Below are 21,793 nucleotides of genomic sequence, written 5' to 3'. Positions count from 1 at the left end.
ACACCTGTGGGGCCGGGCCAATCAAGGTTTTGCGAGAGACCTGTCATAACCGACAGGAAAGCTGCAATCCGGGGCTGGATATTCGGCATACAATTGCATACAATGCCGCGCGAAGCCGCCTTTCAAGGGAGCCAGAGATGACCGTCGCCGTTGGACATGACCTGTCGAAGACCCGCAAGACCCTGACCGCAGGGGGCCAGACGGTCGCCTACTACTCCATCCCCGCCGCCGAGGCCGCGGGCCTGGGCGAATTCTCCAAGCTGCCCGCCGCGCTGAAGGTGGTGCTGGAGAACATGCTGCGCTTCGAGGATGGCAAGACCGTCACCGTGGACGACATCAAGGCCTTCTCGACCTGGGGCAAGCAAAAGGGCCAGAACCCGATCGAGATCGCCTATCGCCCCGCCCGCGTGCTGATGCAGGACTTCACCGGCGTTCCGGCGGTCGTCGACCTGGCCGCGATGCGCGACGGGATCAAGGGCCTGAAGGGCTCGGCCGCCAAGATCAACCCGCTGGTCCCCGTCGACCTTGTGATCGACCACTCGGTGATGATCGACGAATTCGGCCACCCCCGCGCCTTCCAGATGAACGTGGACCGCGAGTATGAGCGGAACATGGAGCGTTACGTCTTCCTGAAATGGGGCCAGAACGCGTTCAACAACTTCCGCGTCGTGCCGCCCGGCACCGGCATCTGCCACCAGGTGAACCTGGAATACCTTGCCCAGACCGTCTGGACCGACACCGACCAGGACGGCAACCTGGTCGCCTACCCCGACACCCTCGTCGGCACCGACAGCCACACCACGATGGTCAACGGTCTGGCCGTCCTTGGCTGGGGCGTCGGCGGGATCGAGGCCGAAGCCGCGATGCTGGGCCAGCCCGTGTCGATGCTGATCCCCGAGGTCGTCGGCTTCAAGCTGACCGGCGAGATGAAGGAAGGCACCACCGCGACCGACCTGGTGCTGAAGGTCGTGCAGATGCTGCGCAAGCATGGCGTCGTCAACAAGTTCGTCGAATTCTACGGCCCGGGACTGGATCACCTGCCGCTCGCCGACCGCGCGACCATCGCCAACATGGCCCCGGAATACGGCGCGACCTGCGGCTTCTTCCCGATCGACGACGAAACCCTGCGCTACCTGCGCCAGACCGGCCGGGAGGAGGGCCGCATCGCCCTGGTCGAGGCCTATGCCAAGGCCAATGGCATGTGGCGCGGGCCGGACTATGACCCGATCTACACCTCGACCCTGCAACTGGACATGGGCGAGATCGTCCCCGCCATCTCGGGCCCGAAGCGCCCGCAGGACTACCTGCCGCTGACCGACGCGAAAGCCAGCTTCGCCAAGGAGATGGAGGCCAGCTTCAAGCGCCCGCAGGGCGTGGAAGTGGCCGTGGAAGGCCAGGACTACAAACTGTCCTCGGGCAAGGTGGTGATCGCCTCGATCACCTCCTGCACCAACACGTCGAACCCCTATGTGCTGATCGGCGCGGGTCTGGTGGCGCGGAAGGCCCGGGCTTTGGGTCTGAACCGCAAGCCCTGGGTGAAAACCTCGCTCGCCCCCGGGTCGCAGGTCGTGTCGGAATACCTGAACGCCGCCGGCCTGCAGGAGGATCTGGACGCCGTGGGCTTCAACCTGGTCGGCTACGGTTGCACCACCTGCATCGGCAACTCCGGTCCCCTGCAGCCTGAAATCTCCAAGGCGATCAACGAGGGCGACCTTGTGGCCGCTGCGGTCCTGTCGGGCAACCGGAACTTCGAGGGCCGGATCAGCCCGGACGTGCGCGCGAACTACCTCGCCTCGCCGCCCTTGGTCGTGGCCTATGCGCTGGCCGGCGACATGAACATCGACCTGACGACCGAGCCCCTGGGCACCGGGTCGAATGGCCAGCCGGTTTACCTCAAGGACATCTGGCCGACGAACAAGGAAATCGCCGACATCGTCCATGCGGTCGTGACGCGCGAAGCCTTCATGAAAAAATACGCCGATGTCTTCAAAGGCGACGCCAAGTGGCAGGCGGTCGAGATCACCGACAGCGAGACCTACGATTGGCCCGCAAGCTCGACCTACATCCAGAACCCGCCCTATTTCCAGGGCATGTCGGCCACGCCGGGTGTCATCAACAACATCACCGGCGCGCGGGTCCTGGCGCTGCTGGGCGACATGATCACCACCGACCACATCTCGCCCGCAGGGTCGTTCAAGGCGACGACCCCGGCTGGCAAGTATCTGACCGAGCGGCAGGTTCCGGTGTCCGAGTTCAACTCCTATGGGGCCCGGCGCGGCAACCATGAGGTGATGATGCGCGGCACCTTCGCCAACATCCGCATCAAGAACGAGATGCTTGACGGGGTTGAGGGCGGCTATTCCCTTGGGCCGGACGGCGCGCAGACCTCGATCTACGACGCCTCGATGGCCTATCAGGCGGCTGGCACGCCACTGGTGATCTTCGGCGGCATCGAATACGGCGCGGGCTCCAGCCGTGACTGGGCGGCCAAGGGCACGGCCCTTCTCGGCGTCAAGGCGGTGATCGCCGAATCGTTCGAGCGTATCCACCGGTCGAACCTGGTCGGCATGGGCGTCATCCCGTTCGAGTTCACCGGCGGCGACACCCGCAAGTCCTTGGGCCTGAAGGGCGACGAGGTCGTGTCGATCGGCGGGCTGGAGGGCGACCTGAAGCCGCTCAGCCTGGTGCCCTGCACCATCCGCTATGCCAACGGGACCGAGAAGGTGATCCAGCTGAAGTGCCGGATCGATACCGCGATCGAGATCGAATATGTGCAGAACGGCGGCGTGCTGCACTATGTGCTGCGGGACCTCGCGGCCTCCTGATTTCGGAAACGGATTGTTTCCAATTGAAGGCCCGGGCGCGTCCCGGGCCTTCAGTCTTTTTCAACGGCTGGCAGGGCAGTGTCGGGTAGTCGCAACGCCAGAAGGCCGTTCCCATGTCGCACCGCTTCCCGCCGCTTCGTCCGCCTGTCCTGCCGGTGCGGTCGGTTTCCGTTGCGGGCCGGGGCGATGTGCTGGCCAGCCTGCCGGTGGTGGAGTTGCTGCTGTGCGCGGCGCTGGGACTGCTGTTGCTGCTTGCCTGAACCGGCGGTGGGCCACCCGCCGCGACAAGCGCGGCGGAACGGCCCACCCTACGCCCATGCAAACATGGTTTACGAAAGCTGAACGTCCGCGATCAAGCCCTTGAAATCGTGGCGTTCGCCCGGATTGTCCACTGTGGACAGGCTTAGCCCCCGGCCAGCGCCTTTTCCAGTTCCGGGATGAAGCGCGTCTCATAATCCGTGCCGACCAACGGCCCGACGAAGCGGAACAACACGGTCCCGTCCCCCGCCAGGATGAAGGTCTCGGGCGGGGCGGTGACGCCCCATTCCACCCGGTTGCGCCCCTGCGGATCGGTGGCGACGCCCAGGAAGGGGTTCCCCTCCTCGGCCAGGTATTCGACGGCTTTCCGGTCGTCGTCCATCATGTTGATCCCGGCCACCCGGATGCCCCGCGCGGCCATTTCCAGCAGCACCGGATGCTCGGCCCGGCAGGGCGGGCACCAGGTGGCCCAGAAGTTGACCACCGTCACCTCACCCGTGCGCAGGTCGGCGTCGGTCAGGACCGGGATACCCGGCAGGCCAGTCACCGGCACCGCCGGAGCCGTACGCCCGACCAGGACAGAGCGCAGCTCGCCCGGATTGTCGCGGTACATGCCGGTGTAGAACAGCCCCGCCAGTCCCGCGAACAGGACCGGGGGCAGGATCATCAGCCATCTAGCCATCGGATTTCCCCGCCCTTGCCTCGACCTCGGCCAGCGCGCGCTTGACCCGCGCCGCCTGCCAGAGGGTCAGCCCTACGAGTGCAGCAATCAGCACCGCCGTGGCCGCATAGGACCCCAGGACCGCCGTCGCGTATTTTCCCAGATCCGGCATCATGCCACCCTCTCGCGCGCCAGCAGGGCCTGCAGGCGGCGCGACCGGATCTCGGTCCGGGTGCGCAAGAGGACCATGGTGATGAACAGAAGGACGAAGCCCGCGATGCAGACCAGAAGCGGAACCCAGAACACGTCGGACACGTTCTCTTCCTTGTCGAGCGAGAGCGACGCGCCCTGGTGCAGGCCCTGGTTCCAGAAGTTGACCGCATAGCGCGACAGCAGCGCGAACACCGATCCCACCAGGCAGAGGATCGACGTCAGGTCGGCCGCGGTATCCGGGTTCTCGATCGCGGACCACAGAGCCATGTAGCCGAAATAGAACAGCGTCAGGATCAGGAACGAGGTCAGCCGCGGGTCCCAGGCCCACCAGGTGCCCCACATCGGCTGGCCCCAAAGCGCGCCGGTCACCAGGGCGATCAGGGTGAAGGTCAGTCCCACCGGTGCGGCGGCCTTGGCGGCAAGAGCGCTGACATGGTGGCGGCGGACGATCCAGATCAGCGAGGCGACCAGCATCATCACCCAGGCGTTGATCGCCATCATCGCAGCGGGGACATGCAGGTAGATGATCTTGACGGTCGAGCCCTGCTTGTAATCGTCGGGCGTGAAGAAGAAGCCCCAGACCAGCCCCACCACCAGGCAAACGACTGTCAGGCCCACCGCCCAAGGCAATGCCCAGGCCGAGGTCGCCATGAACTTTTTCGGGTTCGCATATTCCCAGATCGACATGCGCTTCGCCTATCCTGTTCGCCGGTTTCTCTCAACTCACCATCGCGCGACGCCCTAGCGCAAATTGACGCGGAGTGCCGCGGCCGCCGCGAAGGGCAGCAGGGCGGCGGCCCCCAGGCTGATCGCGGCCAGAAGCGCAAGCGGGGTGGCCAGCGCCATGCCCTCTGCCCCCCGGCGCACGACCTCGGCCCCGAAGATCAGGGTCGGGACATAGAGCGGCAGGACCAGAAGGCTAAGGAGAAGCCCACCCCGGCGCAGGCCCACCGTCAAAGCAGCCCCGAAGGCGCCGACCATCGACAGCGTGGGCGTGCCAAGCAGCAGGCTGAGGACAAGCCAGGGATAGCCGGCGGGCGCAAGGTTCAAGAGGACGCCAAGGCCCGGTGCCAGCAGCGTCAGCGGCAGGCCGGTGACCAACCAGTGCGCCAGGGCCTTGACGGCGACAGCGCCCTCCATCGGCAGGGGGGAGGTGGCAAGAAGGTCAAGCGAGCCGTCCTCATGATCCAGCGCGAAGATTCGGTCGAGGGACAGAATGCAAGCCAAGAGCGCGCCGACCCAGAGGATGCCGGGGGCGATGCGGCCAAGGGTCGTGCCCTCGGCCCCGACGCCAAGGGGGACCAGGATGGCGAGGATCAGGAAGAAGGCAAGGCCCAGCCCGAAGCCGCCGCCCGAGCGGAAGGCCAGCCGAAGGTCGCGGAGGAGCAGCGCCCTCATGCAAAGGCCTCGTCAAAGCCGTCGCGGGCCAGGATGCGGGTGCGGAAGGGGTCGAGGTCGAGGATCGTCGCCTCGGGCAGGCCAAGGTCGACATGGGTGGCGATGATCGCGGCGCCGCCTTGGGCCAGATGATCACGGACGACACCGGCGAAAAGCGCGACCGAGGCCACGTCCAGGCTGACAGTGGGTTCGTCCAGCAGCCAGAGCGGGCGGCCGGTGACCAGAAGGCGGGCCAGACCAAGGCGGCGCTTCTGGCCGGCCGAAAGCTCACCCGCGCGGCGGCGGGTCAGCTTGGCCAGGTCCATCGCGGCGATGGCCCGGTCGATAGATGGGCCGCCGTAGATCGCCGACCAGAAGGCCAGGTTCTCGGCCACCGTCAGGGTGGACTTCAGCCCGTCGGCATGGGCGGCATAGGCCACGGTCTCGGGGTTGAGGTCGATCTCTCCGGCGGCGGCAGGTTGCAGGCCGGCCAGCGTGCGCAGAAGCGTGGTCTTGCCCGAGCCGTTCGGCCCGCGCAGGGTCAGCGCCTGGCCTGCCGACAGGGCAAGATCCAGCCCTTGCAGGACCGTCACCCCGCCCCGCGCCACAGCCAGATTGCGCACCGTCATCACCATGGCCAAGCCCTAGCCGATGGCAGCGCCCGCGAAAAGGGCCATGGTCAAGGCCCGCCCCGGGGCCTATGTCTTGGCGCGACAGAAGGAGACCCACGATGCAGAGCATTCCCTTTGGCCGGACCGGCCGCATGACCACCCGGATCGGCTTTGGCGCCTGGGCCATCGGCGGCACCTGGGGCGAGGTGTCGGTCGAGGATGCGAAGGCCACGCTGCACGCGGCGCTGGACGAGGGCATGACCTTCATCGACACGGCGGATGTCTATGGCGACGGCCGGTCCGAGCGGATCATCCGCGAAGTGCTGGCCGAACGCGGCGGCGAGCGGCCCTTTGTCGCGACCAAGGCCGGGCGGCGGCTGAACCCGCATGTCGCCGAGGGCTATAACGGCGCGAACCTGGAGGGGTTCATCGACCGCTCGTTGCAGAACCTGGGGGTGGAGCGGCTGGATCTGGTGCAGTTGCACTGCCCGCCGACGCCGGTGTTCCTGGACCCTGAGGTCTTTGCGGCGCTGGAGGCGATCAAGGCCAAGGGCAAGATCGCGGATTACGGCGTCTCGGTCGAGACGGTGGAGGAAGCCCGCGCGGCGATCCGGCAGCCGCGCGTCGTCTCGGTGCAGATCATCTACAACCTGTTCCGCATGAAACCGGCCGAGGTGTTCTTTGCCGAGGCGAAGGCGGCCAATGTGGCGGTCATTGCGCGGGTGCCGCTGGCCTCGGGCCTTCTGACCGGCAAGATGACCAGGGACAGCCAGTTCGCGGCCGACGATCACCGCAGCTTCAACCGCAACGGCGAAGCGTTCGACAAGGGCGAGACATTCTCGGGCGTGCCCTATGAGGTGGCGCTGGACGCGGTAGAGGAGCTGCGCGCGCTGGTGCCGGCAGGGGCGACGATGGCCGCCTTCAGCCTGCGCTGGATCCTGATGGAGGACGCGGTGACAGTGGTGATCCCCGGGGCGAAGTCGCCGGTCCAGGCGCGGGCCAATGCGGCGGCGGCGGGGCTTCCGGCGCTGTCGGACGAGGTGATGCAAGCCGCGCGCGAGGTTTATGACCGCCGCATCAAGGCGCATGTGCACGGGTCGTGGTAGGGGGCCAAATTCCTTAAGGAAAGAATTTGACAAAATTCTTACTTAAGAATTTTGGCGCCTAGTCTACGGGCAGGAGTGCGACGGCCACCCGCCGCCCCTCGCCCAGCAGCACGTTATAGGTCCGGGCGGCGGTGGGTGAGGCCATGACCTCGACCCCGACACCCTGCCCTTCCATCGCGGTGCGGAAGGCGGGGGGCACATGCGCGATGGCCGCGCCGGTGCCGACAAACAGCACGTCGATCCGGCCGACCAGCGACAGGGGCGTCGCGGTGTCGTCGAACCCGCCCCAAGGACCGGCGTCCCAGGGCGTGATCAGGCAGGAACCGCGCAGCACATGGCCGGCCACGCGGAAAAAGCCGGGCCCGTAGCCCTCGATCGCCTTGGCCGACCCATAGGTGACTTCGGTCAGACGCATCGGCGGCCTCAGGCGTCCACGTTGGCGAATTCGTTCTTGTCGGACTTCTTCGGCTTGTCGCTGCGGTCAAGGCCGACGAACAGCACCAGGTTCTTGGCCACGAAGACCGAGGAATAGGTGCCCAGAAGCACGCCCACGAAGATCGCGAAGGTAAAGCCACGGATCACGTCGCCGCCCCAGATCAGCATCGCCCCCAGCGCCATCAGCGTGGTGCCCGAGGTCATGATCGTCCGGCTGAGGGTTTCGTTCACCGAGAGGTTCATGACGTCCTTCAACGGCATGGTCTTGTATTTCAACAGGTTCTCGCGCAGCCGATCAAAGACCACCACGGTGTCGTTGACGGAATAGCCCAGGATGGTCAGTAGCGCCGCGACGATGGTCAGGTCGAACTTGATCTGGAAGATCGCGAAGATGCCGATGGTGATGAAGATGTCATGCACGATGGCGATGACCGCCCCCATCGCAAACTGCCATTCGAAGCGCATCCAGATATAGATCATGATCCCGACCGACGCCGCGACCATGGCCAGGACCGCTTTCCAGATCAGCTCGCCCGAGACCTTGGGACCGACCGATTCGACCGAGGGGAAGGTGATCGAAGGCGAGATCTGGCGCAGGTTCTCTTCGACCTGGGCGATGGTCTCCGGCGAAACGGATTCCTGGCCGTCCAGCGGGGCGATACGGACCTGCGCGACATATTGGTCATCGGCGAAGTTGGGATCGAACACCTCGGTCACCGCGACGTCGCCCAGTTCCAGACCAGAGAGGGCGTCGCGATAGGCGCCGACATCGACGGGTTCCGTCGCCTCGGTGCGGATCGTGGTGCCGCCGCGGAAGTCGATGCCGAAGTTCAAGCCCATCGCAATCCAGGCCACGATGGCCACGACGGTCAGTATCATCGAACCGCCGAAGGTCAGCCACTGCGCGCGGAAGAAATCGAAGTTGGTCGTTTCCGGGACGACGCGAAGACGGAAGGCCATGGTCTGTTCCCCTTACACGACGACGGTTGCCGGCCGACGCCAGCCATACCAAAGCTCGACCAGAACCCGTGTCACCAGGACTGCCGTGAACACCGAGGTGATGATCCCGATTCCCAGCGTGATGGCAAAGCCGCGGACCGGACCGGCACCGACAGTGAACAGCACCACGGCGGTGATGAAGGTGGTGATGTTCGCGTCGATGATTGCGCTGAGCGCGCGTTCATAGCCCAGTTCGATCGCGCGGGCGGCGTTCTTGTTCTGGCGCAACTCCTCGCGGATACGTTCGAACACAAGGACGTTTGCGTCGACCGCCATGCCGATGGTCAGCACGATCCCGGCAATGCCCGGAAGGGTCAGCGTCCCGCCGACAGCCGACAGGGCCGCGAAGATCAGCGCCATGTTGATGACCAGGGCGATGTTGGCAAAGATCCCGAACAGCCCGTAGGAGGCGACCATGTAGACGGCCACCGCCACGCCGGCGCCGATCGCCGCGATCTTGCCGGCGTCGATCGAATCCTGCCCCAGTTCCGGGCCGATGGTGCGTTCTTCCAGGAAATTCATCTCGGCCGGCAGGGCGCCGGCGCGCAGCAGGATGGCAAGGTTCGTGGAATCCTCGACCGTGAAACTGCCGGTGATTATGCCCGAGCCGCCGGGAATGTGGCTTTGGATGACGGGGGCCGAGATCACCTCGTTGTCCAGGACGATGGCGAAAGGCGCGCCGATGTTCGCTGCGGTGTAGTCGCCGAACTTGCGGGCGCCGGTGGTATCGAAGCGGAAGCTGACAGCCGGCTGGCCGTTCTGGTCGAAAGAAGGCTGGGCATCCACCAGATCCTCGCCCGAGACGACGGGGGTTTCCTCGACGATGTAATAGACCCCCTCTTCGTCCATCGACGGCAGCAGGAGGTTGCGCGGGCCGGCGTTGGCCCCGGCATCGGTGGTCCGGCTGACGACGGCGTTGAAGGTCAGCTTGGCGGTGGTGCCGATCAGATCCTTAAGCTCTTGCGCCGAGCCGATGCCCGGGACCTGGATCAGGATGCGATCCTCGCCCTGGCGCTGGATCGTGGGTTCGCGCGTGCCGGCCTGGTCGACCCGGCGGCGAATGATTTCAAGCGATTGCTGCAGGGTGCGTTCGTCGGTGGCGCGCTTCTCGGCTTCGGACAGCTGGACAACGATGTCATTGCCCTCGGCCGTCACGTCGATGGTGCTTTCGCCGACCCCGGTCAGCGTCACGACGCTGCCGCCCAGACCGCGAACGGCATCAAGCGCCGCGGCCATCCCTTCCGGGTTTTCGATCGTGGCGCGCAAGACGCCATCGGGCGATGGGGCGCGGCGGACATTGCCGACCTGCTCGCGCAGGTCGCGCAGGGCGTCCCGCACCTCGGGCCACATCGCGTCGATCCGGGTCTTGTAGACATCCTCGACCTTGACCTCGGCCAGAAGGTGCGCTCCGCCCCGCAGATCAAGCCCCAGGTTCATCAGGGCCGAGGGCAGGAAATCCGGCCATTCGGCGCGGGCCGCTTCCAGTTCCGGCGTCGCGGTGCCGCCGGCCGCCTCGATCGCGGCAAGGGCGTCATTGTGCTGCTCGACGCGCGAGTAGAACAGATTGGGCAGGCCGGCGACGATACCCCAGCCGCAGACCAACAGGATCAGGACGCGCTTCCACAGCGACGCGGTTTGCATGGCGTCAGCTCGCCGCGGGTTCGGTCTTGTTCAGAACCTGGGTGATCGTGTGCCGCACGACCTTGACCTTGACGCCATCGGCGATCTCGACCTCAATCATCCCGTCTTCCTGGACCTTGGACACCTTGCCGACGATCCCGCCCGAGGTGATGACCTGGTCACCGCGGCGCAGGGCCTCGACCATGGCGCGATGCTCTTTCATCTTCTTCTGCTGCGGACGGATCAGCAGGAAGTAGAAGATCACGAAGATCAGGATGATCGGCAGGAACTGCGCGAAGGCGGCCCCGGCAGAGGGCTGGCCGGCAGCGGCCTGAGCGAAGGCGGGAGAGACGAACATGGACATCCTTTCCTGCGGTCGGGCGGTCCCTTGAACGGCCTGCCCAAATTGATTGAGCCGTCATGTAAGGCCTTTCGGCCGGCATTGCCAGAGGGGCCGCGCGGGAAGGCGGGCCCGGCGGCACCTTCCCCAGGCCGGCGATATCGGGCATAAGCGCCGGCGTAGTCTTTCAGAGGGCCTTCCCATGCACGACATCCGCTTCATCCGCGAAAATCCCGCAGCGTTCGATGCCGCGCTGTCGCGTCGTGGGCTGGCGCCGATGTCGGCAGACCTTCTGGCAATCGACGAGGCGCGGCGCGCAAAGATCCTGGCGGCCGAGACGGCAGCCGCTGCGCAGAATGCGGCGTCGAAGGACGTGGGTGCCGCCAAGGCGCGCGGGGATAATGCCGAGTTCGAACGCTTGCGGGCGCTGGTGGCCGATAAAAAGGCCGAGGGCGCGCGCCTTACCGAAGAGGCGGGAGCCGAGGATGCGCGGCTGCGCGATGCGCTGATGCGGATCGCGAACCTGCCCCTGGACGAGGTTCCGGAAGGCCCGGACGAAAGCGGCAACGTCGAGATCCGGCGCTGGGGCACGCCGCGGGCGATGGACTTCAAGCCGTTGGAGCATTTCGACATTCCGGCAGCCCGGGGGTTGGACTTCCAGACGGCCGCAAAGCTTTCGGGGAGCCGCTTCGTCGTGCTGCGCGGCGCGGTGGCGCGGGTGCATCGCGCCTTGGCGCAGTTCATGCTGGACCTGCATACCAGCGAGCATGGGCTGGCCGAGACCTGGACTCCGGTTCTGGTCAAGGAAGAGGCGATGTACGGCACGAACCAGCTGCCGAAGTTCGCCGAGGACAGCTATCAGACCACCAACGGCTGGTGGCTGATCCCGACGTCGGAGGTCACGCTGACCAACTCGGTCGCCGGCGACATCCTCGACGAGGGTGCCCTGCCCCTGCGGCTGACGGCGCACACGCATTGCTTCCGGTCCGAGGCGGGCAGCGCGGGCAAGGACACGACGGGGATGCTGCGCCAGCACCAGTTCGAGAAGGTCGAGATGGTGACGATCTGCACGCCCGAGACCGCGCTGGCGGAGCATGAGCGCATGACGAAATGTGCCGAAGCGGTGCTGGAACGGCTGGGCCTGCCCTACCGGACCATCGTCCTTTGCACCGGCGACATGGGATTCGGCGCGCAAAAGACGCATGACCTGGAGGTCTGGCTGCCGGGGCAGAACACCTTCCGCGAGATTTCCAGCGTGTCCACCTGCGGCCAGTTCCAGGCGCGGCGGATGAACGCGCGGTACCGTCCTGCGGGCGGCAAGCCGGAGTTCGTGGCGACGCTGAACGGCTCGGGCCTGGCGGTGGGGCGCTGCCTGATCGCGGTGCTTGAGAACGGACAAGAGGCCGACGGCTCGGTCACCTTGCCGGCGGCGCTGGTGCCCTATCTTGGCGGCAAGACCCGGATCACGGCAGACGGCGTGCTGGTCTGACGCAGGAACCCCCAGGCTGGCCTGGCGTTTGCCATGGCCTGTCCCATTCTGGAGTAAGTGATGACCCGCGTTCCCGCCACGATCCTGCTGCTGGCGACCATCGCCTTCGGCCTTGCGCCGCTGGTGACCCCGCCCTTCACCGGCTATGACCCCGCCCTGTTCCCGGTGCAGATCGGGCGGCCGGCGATCCAGCCTGCGGGTTATGCCTTTGCGATCTGGTCGGTGATCTATCTGTGGCTGATCGTCCATGCGGTCTACGGGCTGTGGCAACGGCCCGCGCACCCGGCCTGGACCGGATCGCGCCTGCCTCTGACGATTGCGATTGTCGTGGGGGTGGTGTGGCTGTGGATCGCCGGGCAGAGTGCTGTCTGGGGAACGGCGACGATCTGGATCATGGCGGCGGGGGCGCTTGCAGCCTTCCTGCGTGCGCCGACCGAGCCGGATCGCTGGCTGCTCTCGGGCCCGCTGGCGATCTTTGCGGGCTGGCTGACGGCAGCGGCGGCGGTGTCGACCGGCGTGCTGATCGCGGGCCATGGCCTGCTGTCGAACAACGGGTCGGCCCTGGCGATGCTGGCGCTGGTCCTGGTCATCGCGCTGGTGGTGCAGGCCCGCAAGCCGCGGATGCCGGTCTACGGGCTGACCGTGGTCTGGGCCCTGGTGGGCGTGATCGTGGTCAACCTGGGCGACAATCTGCTGGTGGCCGGGGCGGCTGCGGCGGGCGCGGTGGTGATGCTGGCCGCGCTGGCCTGGACCTGGCGCAAGGGCTGACACGGGGCCAAATTCCTTAAGTAAGGAATTTTACAAGAATTTTACCTAAAATTCTTGGGTACCGCCTACTGCCCGGTGTTCTTTTCCTTGTGCTTGCGCAGCCGCGACGGCGTGTGGAACTTGCGTTCCTTCCACGGGTTCTGGTCGCCCTGGCTGCGCAGGAACAGCCGGATCGGCGTGCCCGGCATGTCGAAGTGGTCGCGCAAGCCATTGACCAGATAGCGCTTGTAGCTTTCCGGCAGTTCGTCGGGGCGCGAGCATTTGATCATGAAGCCGGGCGGCCGGGTCTTGGCCTGGGTCATGTAGCGCAGCTTGATCCGGTGGCCGCCGGGGGCCGGCGGCGGGTGCGCTTCGGTCATGGCCCCCAGCCAGGTGTTCAGTTTGGCCGTCGGGATGCGGCGGTTCCAGACGTCATGCGCCTTCCGGATCGCGTCATGCAGCCGGTCAAGGCCCCTGCCCGTCTTGGCCGACACCGTCACCAACGGCGCGCCGCGCAGCTGCGGCAAGAGGCGTTCGAACATCTCCTTCAGCTCGGCCAGCTTTTCCTGCTTTTCGTCCTCAAGATCCCATTTGTTGACCGCAACCACTACCGCGCGGCCTTCGGTCTCGGCGAAGTCGGCGATGCGGAGGTCCTGCACCTCGAAGGGGATTTCCACGTCAAGAAGGACGACGACGACCTCGGCAAAGCGCACGGCGCGGAGGCCGTCGGCAACCGAGAGCTTTTCCAGCTTCTCGACCACCTTGGCCTTCTTGCGCATGCCGGCGGTGTCCCAGATGCGGATCGGGGTGCCCTGCCATTCCGCCCGGACCGAGATGGCGTCGCGGGTGATCCCGGCCTCGGGTCCGGTCAGCATCCGGTCGGTGCCAAGGATCTTGTTGATCAGGGTGGACTTGCCGGCGTTCGGGCGGCCGATGACGGCGATCTGCAAGGGTTTCAGCGCCGTCGGGCGGTGGGCGTTCTCGTCCACCTCAAGCTCGGCGTCCTCTTCGCTAAGGTCGAGGTCGGTTTCCGGCAGCATCTCGGCTTCGCGGGGGGCGAATTCTTCCTCAAACGGCTTGAGCGCGTTGTAAAGGTCGTCGATCCCCTCGCCATGTTCGGCGGACAGGCGGATCGGCTCGCCCAGGCCCAGGGAATAGGCTTCCAGCGCGCCCGAGTCACCGGCTTTGCCTTCGGCCTTGTTCACGCCAAGCAGGACGCGTGCGGCCTTCTTGCGCAGGATGTCGGCGAAGACCTCGTCCGTCGGCGTCACGCCAACGCGGCCGTCGATCAGGAACAGGCAGACATCGGCCATGTCGACGGCGCGTTCGGTCAGGCGGCGCATCCGACCCTGGAGGGAATCGTCGGTCACCTCCTCGAGCCCCGCGGTGTCGATCACCGTGAAGCGGAGGTCGAACAGCTTGGCGTCCCCCTCGCGCAGGTCGCGGGTCACGCCGGGCTGGTCGTCGACCAGCGCCAGCTTGCGGCCGACGAGTCGGTTGAAGAGCGTCGACTTGCCCACATTGGGGCGGCCCACGATGGCGAGCGTGAAGGTCATGTCATGCGTCCAGGCTTGGCGAAGCGCCTGCCATACACGGCAACGCGCCTAGCGGAAAGCGTGAAGTTGCCCGTTGCCGCCCACGACATACAGCGTCCCCCCCGCCACTGCGGGCTGTGTCGCGGCGCCACCGGGGATTTCGGTGGTATGGGTCAGGCTGCCATCCGTCGGATCGAAGGCGCGCAGCAGGCCGTCGGAGGAGACGACCATCACCCGCCCGCCCGCCAGGACCGGCCCGTAATGGGCGTAGATCCCCTTGCGGCGCTTGATCTTTTCGTTGGTGAAATAGGGCATCGGGACGGCCCAGATCACCTCGCCCGTCTCGGCATCCAGGCGCACGAGTTCGGCCTGGTCGTTGACCAGGAAAAGCGAGCCGCCGGCCACGGCGACGGGGCCAAGGGCACCTTCGCCCGCCGACCAGATCCGCTCGCCCGAGGAGGCGGACATCGCCACCGTCCGGCCCGAACCGGTGCCGGCATAGATGACCCCGCCATCGATCACCGCGTCGGCGGTCACCTCGGGTGTCAGGGCATAGGCCGCACCAAGCCGTTTGCCTGCAAGGGATTTCTGCCAGACCTTGGTCCCGCCGCCGATCTTGAGGACCGCCATCAGATCGCCCCCGGAGGAGGGGAACACCACCGCGCGATCGCCAACGGTTGGCGCCGCCGTTCCGACATAACCCGTAGCGCCCGGCGTGCCGATCACCTGCCACGCGACCTTGCCGGTCGCCGCATCGATCGCCCAGGCCGAGCCGTCCTTGGCGCTGACATAGACCATGCTGCCATCAGTCGCCGGCGCGCCGGTGACGGGCGCGTCAACGCGCTGGCGCCAGAGCACCTGGCCGGAACCGGCATCCAGGGCCACAACCTCACCATAGGTGGTGGCGGCAAACAGACGCTCGCCCCCGACCGCAAGGCCGCCGCCGGAGATACCGCCGCCCGCGTCGAAGGTCGCGGTCAGGTCGGCCGACCAAAGCGCCCCGCCCCCGGTCGAGGTCGCCATGACGGTCGAGCCTGCGTCCATCGTGAACACCCGCCCTTCCGAAACGACCGGCGCGGCCGAGACCCGATTCTTGCGGCTGGATCCGGCACCGATGCTGGCGCTCCACACCCGCTGCGGGGCGGGGGACAGGGCGGAATGCGGCATCAGGTGGCGGGCATTGCCGCCGCGATGCGTCCATTCGCCGGTGTTCGACTGCCCGGGCAGCGCGATGGGCTGGCTGAGATTTGCGGCCTCTTCCGGTGCGGTGGGGGCGGGCTCGCCCTCGACCGGAACCGAGGCGTCAAGATCGGCGCGGATCGGGAAGCGTTCACCTTGCAGGATCACTTCCTTCTGGCCGCAGGCCGCCAGCAGCGCCAGTAGGGCCGCGCTTGTCATCAGCCTGATCGTCATGCCAGCCACCCGAAGCTTCCTTCCATTGCGCCTGCCGCCCCTTAGCCGGACGTGGTTTCGGGCAGCGTACCGCCCAGCGCCGTAATCACCTGCCCGGCCCGCGCCCGCAGCGCGCCCGAGCTTTTCTGGTCCTGCATCAAGGCCTGCAATGCCGCGATGGCCGCATCGCGCTGGCCTTCCTCGATTAGCAGATAGGCGAGTTGTTCCTCGGCCAGGGTGCGATAGGGCCGGCCCGGCGTGGCGATGCCTTGCAGCGCGGTGCGGCGGTCGGCCAGCGGCATCTCGGCCCCGGCGACGGTCACCCGGCGCAGGACAGCAAGATCGCGGTAGCTGGCGGGCAGCGTCGCATCGGCGGCAAGGCGCTCCAGCGCGGCCAGGGTGGCAGCACGGTCGGCCTGCGGGTCCGAGGCGAGAATCAGCTGCAGGATCGCGCCCTGCTGGCCATCGACCGAGATCGCCTCCAACGCGGCGCGGCGTTCGTCGGGCGTGCCCTGGTCCAGCGCGTCGATCAGCGCATCGCCGAATGCCTCGGCCCGGGCTTCGGCGCGGGACTTGGACCATTCGTTCCAGGCGGCACCGGCGACGATGGCCACCACGACCAGCACCCCGATCCAGCCATATTTGCGGAAGAGACCGAAAAGCCGGTCGCGACGGACCTCTTCGGTGACTTCCTCGATGAAGCTGTCCGGATTGCTCACGCCTCGCCCCTTGCCTTCGCCTTGTGTCCCTGTCGTCTTACAGGGAAAGTCCAAGGGTTGCCAAGCCCTGCCCCACCCGGAGCGGCGGTCAGAATTCCGTGGGCAGGCCCAGCTTGCGGCGGAAACCGGTGATCCAGTCCTCATAGCCCGGCGGCAGCGTGCCGGTGGCCTGCATCTCTTCCAGGATCGCCAGCGCCTCCTGGTTCTCGGCCCGGGCCTCGGGCATGAGGACGGCCGTCAGGTCCAGCGCGCGGACAAGGTCCAGGCGATACCAGGGATCATCCGGGTAAGAGGTCGCAAGATCCCGCATCATCGCGAGACTGGCCTGCTGGTGCGACAGGGCGGTCTGAGTGTCGCCGGTTTGCGCCAGGACCCCGGCGATGCGTTCATAGCTGATGGCAAGGTTGCGATACCAATCCGGGTTCGTCCCGTCCTGGCCGACCAGCCATTCGCGCAAGGCCAGGCTTTCGCGGTGGCTTTTCAGAGCGCCCGGCAGGTCCGCGGCCAGTTCCTGCGCGCCGCCCAACCGCTCCAGCGCGACGGCAAGGTCGGCGGCATAGGTGTGGTCGCGGTCGTTGATGTCCAGAAGCCGGCTGCCCATCGTGGCCATGTCGCGGAAACTGGCGACGGCCGCCCGCGCGTCGCCCAGGGCTTGCTGCGCATCGCCCAGCCGGTTCAGCGTGACCAGCCGATTGTGGATATGGTCGGGCTCGTCCGGGGCAAGCTGAATCAGCCGGTCCGCCGTCGCCAGCGCGCCTTGGGCGACCACCAGCGCCTCGCTGGTGCGGCCAAGGTCCAGCAGGGTCTGGCTAAGGCGGTTCTCGGCCACCGCCAGATCGAAAAGCGCGAAAAGCGAGTCCGGCGCGGCCCCGGCAAGTTGCCTGCGCAGGGTCACGGCTTCGGTCAGAAAGGGTTCGGCCGTGGCCGCATCGCCCCGCGCCAGGTGCAGCGCGCCCATCTTCAGCAGCGAAAAGCCAAGATCGCGCTGGTATTGCGAGACCGAGGGATCGGCCGCCACCATGGATTGGCGCAGGCGCAATGTCTCGTCCTGGGCAGTCAGCGCGCCGTCAAGGTCGCCCATCGCCTCGCGCAGGTCGGCGATCTTTTCCAGCGCGATGCCCAGGTCACGCTGACGCGGCAGGTTCTCGGGGTCCAGCGCCACGATTCCCTGGCGCAACTCCAGCGACCGTTCCTGCGCCGCCATCGCCGCCACCATGTCGAACTGGTCGAAATAGATATCCCCCAGCCGTTCATGGCTGACCGACAGGTCGCGTTGCCAAAGCATGTTGGTCGGGTCCAGTGCCCCCAGTCGTTCCCGGATGCCCAGGGCCGCCTGATGCGCCAGCAGCGCCGAATCCTGGTCGCCGCGCCGGTTGTTGATGTCGCCGATCCGCTCGAAGGTCACGGCAAGGTCGCGCTGGCGCAGGGTGTTGTCGGGGTCAAGCGCGGCCAGTTCCTCGCGGATCGCCAGGGCCTTGGCATAGCTGTCCAGGCCCCCGTCATAATCGCCGTCATCGACCAGCGTATCGCCGACCCGTTCGTAGCTGACGGAAAGGTCGCGGCGGATTTCCTCATCGCCCGGAAACTCGGCCGCCAGCGCCTCGGTCACCTCAAGCGAGATGCGGAAGGCCTCACGCGCGGCCAGCTTGTCGCCCATTGCCACCAACACATCGCCCAACCGTTCCTGGGTGAACGAGATGTCACGGCGGTAAGTCACGTTGTCGGGCATCATCGCCAGCAACGCCTCGGCCAGCGCCAGCGCCTCGCGGTGGGCGGCCAGCGCGCCGGCAAAGTCGTTGCGGGCAAAGCGGATCTCGCCGACCTTGTTGCGCGCCACCTGGCGGTCGCGCATCAGGTCCAGGTCGTCGGGCAACTGGTCGGCCTGCCATTGCGAGAATTCCAGCGCGCTGGAATAGGCGGCCTCGGCCTCGCGCAGGAAGCCCTGCTGTTGCAGGACGTTGCCGACGCTGGTCAGAGACCAGATCAGCTCGCGCACCCATTCCACATCGGTTGGGTCCGCCTCGACCCGGGCCTGCACAAATTCGCTGCGCCGGGTGAAGGCATCCAGCGCACCTTGCGTGTTGCCGGCGACAAGCTGCAACTCGCCCAGATCGGACAGCGCGAACACGTAGTTGAACTGCGTCTCGCGGTCCAGATCCTGGTCCTGCACCTCGGCATAAAGCGCGACGGCCTTGCCGATATCCGAGATCGCAAGGTCATAGCGCAGGTCGGTGCGGGCGGCGCTGGCGTTCAGCATGTGGGTCGCGGCCTCGGACAACGTGCGCGACAGGTAAGTCGCCTGGATCGAGGTGCGGGCGGTGGCGTCGATCTCGGCGGCCTCGGTCAGCAGGGCGCGGGCGGTGTCGAAGGCACCCAGCGTCAGGGATTCGTCCGCCTGGGCGCGCAGGGCGGCGACGCGGGGATCGTCGGACTGGAACTTCTGCAACTCGGACTGGAAGCTTTCATAGGACTGCGCCGCTTCCAGAAGCAGGCGGGCGCGTTCCTCGGGCGATTGACGGTCAAGGTCGGCGGAGAGAAGGGCCGCATACAGCGGGGCAAGCGGCAGGTTACGCTCGGCGGCCAGCCCCTCGACCTCGGCGCGCAGGTCGGGGGTCAGGTCGGCCATGGCGATCAGAAGCTGGTCGCGTTCCGGGAGCGCGCCCTGGCCGGTGATGAACACCAGTTCCGGCAGACCGCTTTCGATATAGGGCAGTTGCTTGCCCCGGCTGCGGTCATAGACGTCCTGCTGCACCAGGGTCAGGGCCGTGCGCAATTCCACCCCTGCCGTGCCAAGGTGGCGCACCAGCGCGGCGGTGAAGGGAGAATTCCCCTCCTCCCCGTCGGAGGCGGTTTCGTTCGGGGCTGCGGCAAAGGCGAATAGGACACCGTCCGCCCGCCCCATGCGCCCCAGGCCCGGCGCGGGCTGGCCGGCGGCGATGACGGGCGGGTCATCCTCCAGCGCGGCGGCACCCCGGCCCTCGGTCCCGCCGCCGGCAAAGGGATCGTCACGGCAGGCGTCCAGCAGCATGATAGCGACCGGCGCCACCGCCTGAAGCGCGGCCTGCGCTTCGGCCAGCGGCAGGGCGGTGGCGGCAAGGCGCTCGGGCGAGGAGGCATCAGTGTCGGTGGGCAGAAGGTAGTTGACCCCGTCGATCGCCACCCCATGCCCGGCGAAGAACATCAGCGCCACATCCGCCCCGGCGGCATCGGCCTGGAAATCCTCCAGCGCGCGGCGCATCCGGCGCAGGTCGCGGTTGGTTTCGACAAAGACCTCAAAGTCCAGCTTCTCCAGCAGGTCTTCCATCGCACGGGCGTCATTGGCGGGGTTCGCAAGCGGCCGGATCGACTGGTAGTCGTCCACCACCAGAATCAGCGCCACGCGGCGTTCCGCCAGGGCGGCTGTCACCAGCCCCAGCCACAGCATCACCGCCAGACCCACCCGCCGCATCATCGGCCGCCCCCTTCAACTTGGGCGGAGCATGAGCAAGCCTGACCGGATGGTCAAAGGAAAAACCCCGTCATCCGGCGCCCAGTCACGGCGTCGTGTCACGGCATCGTGTCACGGGGCCGCGATCAGGCGGCTTCGCCCGCGGCGGGTTCTGCCTCTTCCTCGGCCGACTGGCGTTCCCACATCTGGGCATAGCGGCCGCGGCGGGACAGCAGCTCTTCATGGCGGCCCTGTTCCAGAATGCGGCCATCCTCCAGCACGATGATCTGGTCAGCGTCCGCGATGGTCGACAGGCGGTGCGCGATGGTGATCACGCTGCGCCCCTCGCCCATCTCGCGCAAGCTTTCCTGGATCGAGCGTTCGGTCTGGGTGTCCAGCGCGCTGGTCGCCTCGTCCAGAATCAGGATCAGCGGGTTCTTCAGCAGGGTCCGGGCAATACCCACGCGCTGCTTTTCGCCGCCCGAGAGTTTCAGCCCGCGCTCGCCCACCACCGTGTCATAGCCCTGCGGCAGGCGCTGGACAAAGTCGTGGATCTTCGCGGCCTTCGCCGCCGCCTCGATGTCCTCGCGGCTGGCGCCGGCCCGGCCGTAGGCGATGTTGTACAGGATCGTGTCGTTGAACAGGACCGTATCCTGCGGCACGACGCCGATGGCCTGGTGCAGGCTGTCCTGCGTCACCTGGCGGATGTCCTGCCCGTCGATGCGGATCGCGCCGTCCTGGATGTCATAGAAGCGGAACAAAAGCCGCCCGATGGTCGACTTGCCCGAGCCAGAGGTGCCGACCAGCGCCACCCGTTCACCCGGGGCGACGCGGAAGCTGATGCCTTTCAGGATCTCGCGCTCGGCCTCATAGCGGAAATGGACGTCGGTGAAGGTGATCTCGCCGCCGCGCACGTCCAGCGGGCGGGCGTCGGGGGCGTCGGTCACTTCGGCCGGCTGGCCCAGAAGGCCGAACATCTCGCCCATGTCGACCAGCGCCTGCCGGATCTCGCGGTAGACGGTGCCAAGGAAGTTGAGGGGCATGGTGATCTGGATCATGTAGGCGTTGACCATGACGAAATCGCCCACGGTCAGGGTGCCGGCCCGGACGCCAAGCGCGCTCATCGCCATGACGATGACAAGGCCGGTGGTGATCAGCGCCGCCTGGCCCACGTTCAGGAACGAGAGCGACAGACCGGTCTTGACTGCCGCCGTTTCATACTGCCGCATCGCGCCGTCATAGCGGTCGGCCTCACGCAGTTCGGCGTTGAAATACTTGACGGTTTCGAAATTTAGCAGGCTGTCGATCGCCTTCTGGTTGGCGTCGGTATCCTGGTCGTTCATCTCGCGCCGCAGCTTCACGCGCCATTCGGTGACCTTGAAGGTGAACCAGACGTAAAGCCCGATGGTGATGACCACGACGGCGGCATACTGCCAGCCAAAGACCAGGGCGAAGATCGTCGCGACCATGGTCAGTTCCAGGATCAGCGGCCCGATGGACAGCAGCATGAAGCGCAGCAGGAAGTCGACGCCCTTCACCCCGCGCTCGATGATGCGGCTAAGTCCCCCGGTCTTGCGGGTGATGTGATAGCGCAGGGACAGCCGGTGGATGTGGGTGAAGGTCTCGATCGCCAGCCGCCGGATCGCGCGCTGGCCGACGCGGACAAAGACCGCATCGCGCAATTCGCCAAAGACGATGGCGCCAAGGCGTGCCAGGCCATAGGCCACGACCAGGCCCACGGCGCCCAGGCCCAGGATCATGCCGGTGTCCGGCCCCTCGCCCGCCAGGCTGTCCACCGCCAGCTTGTAGACCCAGGGGGTAGAGACCGAGACCAGCTTGGCCATTACCAGGAAGATCAGGGCCCCGATCACGCGGCGCTTCACCCAGGCCTGGCCTTCGGGCCAAAGATAGGGGGCGACCCGGCGCAGGGTGTGCCACCCGGAAACAGAGGCGCTGCCCTGGTCGGCAGAGGTGGCTTTGGCGGTGATGCGGCGCATGTTCGTCTTTCCTGCCCGGCCATTGCGGGGACGGCCCGGTTC

19 protein-coding genes are annotated in these 21,793 nt (G+C 66.7%); 5 read left to right on the top strand and 14 right to left on the bottom strand.

The features are described from left to right. Window positions 1-137 precede the first annotated feature (137 nt). Window positions 138-2,825, top strand: coding sequence for an aconitate hydratase AcnA (gene acnA, locus CXR42_RS01140; protein ID WP_103255680.1), 2,688 nt, complete (start codon window positions 138-140; stop codon window positions 2,823-2,825). Window positions 2,826-2,938: 113 nt separating this feature from the next. Next, window positions 2,939-3,085 (top strand): hypothetical protein, encoded by a 147-nt coding sequence (locus CXR42_RS19425; protein ID WP_180995945.1) that lies wholly within the window; start codon window positions 2,939-2,941, stop codon window positions 3,083-3,085. Window positions 3,086-3,228: 143 nt separating this feature from the next. On the opposite strand, the gene CXR42_RS01135 is transcribed toward CXR42_RS19425, so the two are convergent. Genes CXR42_RS01135 through ccmA form a run of 5 tightly spaced genes read right to left on the bottom strand, consistent with a single transcriptional unit; the run spans window position 3,229 to window position 5,969 of the window. Further along, window positions 3,229-3,765 carry a DsbE family thiol:disulfide interchange protein gene (locus CXR42_RS01135; RefSeq protein ID WP_245875315.1) on the bottom strand — a complete coding sequence of 179 codons (537 nt, stop codon included), beginning with the start codon at window positions 3,763-3,765 and terminating at the stop codon, window positions 3,229-3,231. Beyond that, window positions 3,758-3,919, bottom strand: coding sequence for a heme exporter protein CcmD (gene ccmD / locus CXR42_RS01130; RefSeq protein ID WP_103255678.1), 162 nt, complete (start codon window positions 3,917-3,919; stop codon window positions 3,758-3,760). Before ccmD ends, CXR42_RS01135 begins: the two co-directional genes overlap by 8 nt. After that, window positions 3,916-4,644 carry a heme ABC transporter permease gene (locus CXR42_RS01125; RefSeq protein WP_103255677.1) on the bottom strand — a complete coding sequence of 243 codons (729 nt, stop codon included), beginning with the start codon at window positions 4,642-4,644 and terminating at the stop codon, window positions 3,916-3,918. Before CXR42_RS01125 ends, ccmD begins: the two co-directional genes overlap by 4 nt. A 54-nt stretch (window positions 4,645-4,698) precedes the next feature. Further along, the gene (gene ccmB, locus CXR42_RS01120) at window positions 4,699-5,355 is read right to left on the bottom strand and encodes a heme exporter protein CcmB (protein ID WP_103255676.1); all 657 of its coding nucleotides are present in this window, start codon (window positions 5,353-5,355) and stop codon (window positions 4,699-4,701) included. Next, entirely contained in the window at window positions 5,352-5,969 is a 618-nt protein-coding gene (ccmA, locus tag CXR42_RS01115) for a heme ABC exporter ATP-binding protein CcmA (RefSeq protein WP_103255675.1), read from the bottom strand. Before ccmA ends, ccmB begins: the two co-directional genes overlap by 4 nt. Window positions 5,970-6,064: 95 nt before the next feature. On the opposite strand from ccmA, the gene CXR42_RS01110 reads away from it, so the two are divergent. Continuing rightward, on the top strand, window positions 6,065-7,051 hold the full coding sequence (locus CXR42_RS01110; RefSeq protein WP_103255674.1) for an aldo/keto reductase: 987 nt from the start codon (window positions 6,065-6,067) through the stop codon (window positions 7,049-7,051). Window positions 7,052-7,109: 58 nt separating this feature from the next. Here the strand turns inward: CXR42_RS01110 and CXR42_RS01105 are convergent, their stop codons facing one another. Genes CXR42_RS01105 through yajC form a run of 4 tightly spaced genes read right to left on the bottom strand, consistent with a single transcriptional unit; the run spans window position 7,110 to window position 10,463 of the window. Next, a complete protein-coding gene (locus CXR42_RS01105; RefSeq protein WP_103255673.1) occupies window positions 7,110-7,466 on the bottom strand; it encodes an Mth938-like domain-containing protein in 357 nt (118 codons plus the stop codon). Between the two features lie 8 nt (window positions 7,467-7,474). After that, window positions 7,475-8,446: a protein translocase subunit SecF gene (gene secF, locus CXR42_RS01100; RefSeq protein WP_103255672.1), complete on the bottom strand. Its 972-nt coding sequence runs from the start codon at window positions 8,444-8,446 to the stop codon at window positions 7,475-7,477. 12 nt (window positions 8,447-8,458) lie between these two features. Further along, window positions 8,459-10,126 carry a protein translocase subunit SecD gene (gene secD, locus CXR42_RS01095; RefSeq protein WP_103255671.1) on the bottom strand — a complete coding sequence of 556 codons (1,668 nt, stop codon included), beginning with the start codon at window positions 10,124-10,126 and terminating at the stop codon, window positions 8,459-8,461. A gap of 4 nt (window positions 10,127-10,130) precedes the next feature. Then, on the bottom strand, window positions 10,131-10,463 hold the full coding sequence (gene yajC, locus CXR42_RS01090; protein ID WP_103255670.1) for a preprotein translocase subunit YajC: 333 nt from the start codon (window positions 10,461-10,463) through the stop codon (window positions 10,131-10,133). Between the two features lie 184 nt (window positions 10,464-10,647). Between yajC and serS the strand changes: the two genes are divergently transcribed. Then, complete coding sequence (gene serS / locus CXR42_RS01085; protein ID WP_103255669.1) at window positions 10,648-11,934, top strand: serine--tRNA ligase; 1,287 nt, start codon at window positions 10,648-10,650, stop codon at window positions 11,932-11,934. Between the two features lie 60 nt (window positions 11,935-11,994). After that, a complete protein-coding gene (locus CXR42_RS01080) occupies window positions 11,995-12,702 on the top strand; it encodes a hypothetical protein (protein WP_103255668.1) in 708 nt (235 codons plus the stop codon). Window positions 12,703-12,767: 65 nt separating this feature from the next. On the opposite strand, the gene der is transcribed toward CXR42_RS01080, so the two are convergent. From der to CXR42_RS01055, 5 genes are all read right to left on the bottom strand, one after another. After that, a complete protein-coding gene (der, locus tag CXR42_RS01075; protein WP_103255667.1) occupies window positions 12,768-14,237 on the bottom strand; it encodes a ribosome biogenesis GTPase Der in 1,470 nt (489 codons plus the stop codon). Window positions 14,238-14,285: 48 nt separating this feature from the next. Beyond that, window positions 14,286-15,629 carry an outer membrane protein assembly factor BamB family protein gene (locus CXR42_RS01070; RefSeq protein WP_103255666.1) on the bottom strand — a complete coding sequence of 448 codons (1,344 nt, stop codon included), beginning with the start codon at window positions 15,627-15,629 and terminating at the stop codon, window positions 14,286-14,288. Window positions 15,630-15,670: 41 nt separating this feature from the next. Beyond that, a complete protein-coding gene (locus tag CXR42_RS01065; RefSeq protein WP_103255665.1) occupies window positions 15,671-16,327 on the bottom strand; it encodes a hypothetical protein in 657 nt (218 codons plus the stop codon). Window positions 16,328-16,415: 88 nt separating this feature from the next. Continuing rightward, on the bottom strand, window positions 16,416-19,778 hold the full coding sequence (locus CXR42_RS01060; RefSeq protein ID WP_103255664.1) for a caspase family protein: 3,363 nt from the start codon (window positions 19,776-19,778) through the stop codon (window positions 16,416-16,418). A gap of 122 nt (window positions 19,779-19,900) precedes the next feature. Next, window positions 19,901-21,751: an ABCB family ABC transporter ATP-binding protein/permease gene (locus CXR42_RS01055; RefSeq protein WP_103256964.1), complete on the bottom strand. Its 1,851-nt coding sequence runs from the start codon at window positions 21,749-21,751 to the stop codon at window positions 19,901-19,903. Window positions 21,752-21,793 lie beyond the last annotated feature (42 nt).

The organism is Tabrizicola aquatica, from assembly GCF_002900975.1.
Classification (GTDB): Bacteria; Pseudomonadota; Alphaproteobacteria; order Rhodobacterales; family Rhodobacteraceae; genus Tabrizicola; species Tabrizicola aquatica.
The sequence above is the reverse complement of the archived record's forward strand: the minus strand, read 5'-3'. Positions and strand labels throughout refer to the sequence as shown.

What these genes read in the sequence shown, in the direction of transcription:
- CXR42_RS19425 (WP_180995945.1), top strand. Translation starts at nt 2,939, where the DNA reads ATGTCGCACCGCTTCCCGCCGCTTCGTCCGCCTGTCCTGCCGGTGCGG.
- serS (WP_103255669.1), top strand. Translation starts at nt 10,648, where the DNA reads ATGCACGACATCCGCTTCATCCGCGAAAATCCCGCAGCGTTCGATGCC.
- CXR42_RS01110 (WP_103255674.1), top strand. Translation starts at nt 6,065, where the DNA reads ATGCAGAGCATTCCCTTTGGCCGGACCGGCCGCATGACCACCCGGATC.
- ccmB (WP_103255676.1), bottom strand. Translation starts at nt 5,355, where the DNA reads ATGAGGGCGCTGCTCCTCCGCGACCTTCGGCTGGCCTTCCGCTCGGGC.
- CXR42_RS01055 (WP_103256964.1), bottom strand. Translation starts at nt 21,751, where the DNA reads ATGCGCCGCATCACCGCCAAAGCCACCTCTGCCGACCAGGGCAGCGCC.
- der (WP_103255667.1), bottom strand. Translation starts at nt 14,237, where the DNA reads ATGACCTTCACGCTCGCCATCGTGGGCCGCCCCAATGTGGGCAAGTCG.
- ccmA (WP_103255675.1), bottom strand. Translation starts at nt 5,969, where the DNA reads ATGGTGATGACGGTGCGCAATCTGGCTGTGGCGCGGGGCGGGGTGACG.
- secD (WP_103255671.1), bottom strand. Translation starts at nt 10,126, where the DNA reads ATGCAAACCGCGTCGCTGTGGAAGCGCGTCCTGATCCTGTTGGTCTGC.
- CXR42_RS01135 (WP_245875315.1), bottom strand. Translation starts at nt 3,765, where the DNA reads ATGGCTAGATGGCTGATGATCCTGCCCCCGGTCCTGTTCGCGGGACTG.
- ccmD (WP_103255678.1), bottom strand. Translation starts at nt 3,919, where the DNA reads ATGATGCCGGATCTGGGAAAATACGCGACGGCGGTCCTGGGGTCCTAT.
- CXR42_RS01070 (WP_103255666.1), bottom strand. Translation starts at nt 15,629, where the DNA reads ATGACGATCAGGCTGATGACAAGCGCGGCCCTACTGGCGCTGCTGGCG.
- yajC (WP_103255670.1), bottom strand. Translation starts at nt 10,463, where the DNA reads ATGTTCGTCTCTCCCGCCTTCGCTCAGGCCGCTGCCGGCCAGCCCTCT.
- CXR42_RS01105 (WP_103255673.1), bottom strand. Translation starts at nt 7,466, where the DNA reads ATGCGTCTGACCGAAGTCACCTATGGGTCGGCCAAGGCGATCGAGGGC.
- CXR42_RS01125 (WP_103255677.1), bottom strand. Translation starts at nt 4,644, where the DNA reads ATGTCGATCTGGGAATATGCGAACCCGAAAAAGTTCATGGCGACCTCG.
- CXR42_RS01060 (WP_103255664.1), bottom strand. Translation starts at nt 19,778, where the DNA reads ATGATGCGGCGGGTGGGTCTGGCGGTGATGCTGTGGCTGGGGCTGGTG.
- CXR42_RS01080 (WP_103255668.1), top strand. Translation starts at nt 11,995, where the DNA reads ATGACCCGCGTTCCCGCCACGATCCTGCTGCTGGCGACCATCGCCTTC.
- acnA (WP_103255680.1), top strand. Translation starts at nt 138, where the DNA reads ATGACCGTCGCCGTTGGACATGACCTGTCGAAGACCCGCAAGACCCTG.
- secF (WP_103255672.1), bottom strand. Translation starts at nt 8,446, where the DNA reads ATGGCCTTCCGTCTTCGCGTCGTCCCGGAAACGACCAACTTCGATTTC.